Annotated in this window: 2 protein-coding genes and 1 pseudogene; all 3 read left to right on the plus strand. The window is 67.5% G+C overall.

What is annotated here, in order from left to right; translation table 11 throughout:
• Window positions 1-179 (plus strand): annotated as a pseudogene (locus ACIBEA_RS44655) (IS630 family transposase); the annotation flags it as partial.
• 396 nt (window positions 180-575) lie between these two features.
• Window positions 576-833: a hypothetical protein gene (locus ACIBEA_RS44660; RefSeq protein WP_399270335.1), complete on the plus strand. Its 258-nt coding sequence runs from the start codon at window positions 576-578 to the stop codon at window positions 831-833.
• Window positions 830-988 carry a hypothetical protein gene (locus ACIBEA_RS44665; RefSeq protein ID WP_399270337.1) on the plus strand — a complete coding sequence of 53 codons (159 nt, stop codon included), beginning with the start codon at window positions 830-832 and terminating at the stop codon, window positions 986-988. Before ACIBEA_RS44660 ends, ACIBEA_RS44665 begins: the two co-directional genes overlap by 4 nt.
• The last annotated feature ends 64 nt before the right edge of the window (window positions 989-1,052 follow it).

The following is a 1,052-nucleotide window of genomic DNA, read 5'->3' on the forward strand; positions in this document are numbered from 1 at the left end:
GCATCTGGTCGGTCCTCCGCCGGACCAGCCAGGCCAACACCGACTTCACCGACCCCGACCACCTCATCCGCCGACTACGACACGGCCTCCGCCAGGTCCAGTACCGCAGCGACATCATCGACGGATGCCTCACCGGCACCGGACTCACCCTTACGACACCACGACTACAAGGTCAGTAGCGCCCTCTCGGCGGATTCCGGGAGGAACAATCAGAATGGATGACCCTCGGGATGTTGCAGTACGTGATGGAGTACAGAGGCAACGATCGCCCCCGTTGCGTACGCCTGCTGTCAGCGCATCCATGCTGGTCGAGAGCCGAGCGCTGTTGATCGTTGCCAGAGTGTTGCGCTGCAACACTGGTCGATCTTCAGCAACGGAGCGTTGCAGGCTCCCCGAAGCGGCAAGAGCGGCACCCCGCCGACGCCTACCCTGGGGACCGCATCCCGAGACGGACCCGAGGGCCGCACCGGGCACCGGGCCAGGCCACCGGACATGCGCGGCGGCCTGCCCCGTGCGGCGCGTAGACCGCCCCGGGGAGTCTGGCGCTACGATTCTACCGGCGGTAGAATCGTGTGATGGGCAGCAAAGCGACGAGCGTCAAGACGACCGAGGCCGTCCGAGACCGCCTGCGCATCCTGGCGCAGGAACGCGGCACGACCATCACCGAACTCCTCGAGGAGCTGGCCGCGAGCCAGCTGACTGCCGCCGAACAGGAGCGGCGCGCTCAGGAAGCGGCCGCCGAGCTGGGCCTGGAGTACACCGAGCAGGTCCAGGCCGCCGGCCAGAGTGCCTGGGAGCGTGTGCGCGCTCACCAGGGCGGCGCGGCCGCGTGAACCTGGCGGCCGTCTTCGACCACACCGCACTGGCCGCCCTGTACCGGGCGGACGAGTTCTTCACCGGCCTGTACATCGAGTCCTCGCGGGGCGGCGGGCGGGTCCTGATTCCCGCGCTGTCGGTCTGTGGACGATTGCGTAATTCCCCCGTCTGAACTTCGCGTAATTCCCCCACCCCTCGCCTGATCGGTGTCATTTGATCGGTGGCTTGTCGGGCCT

It is taken from the genome of Streptomyces sp. NPDC051555 (genome assembly GCF_044454405.1).
Classification (GTDB): domain Bacteria; phylum Actinomycetota; class Actinomycetes; order Streptomycetales; family Streptomycetaceae; genus Streptomyces.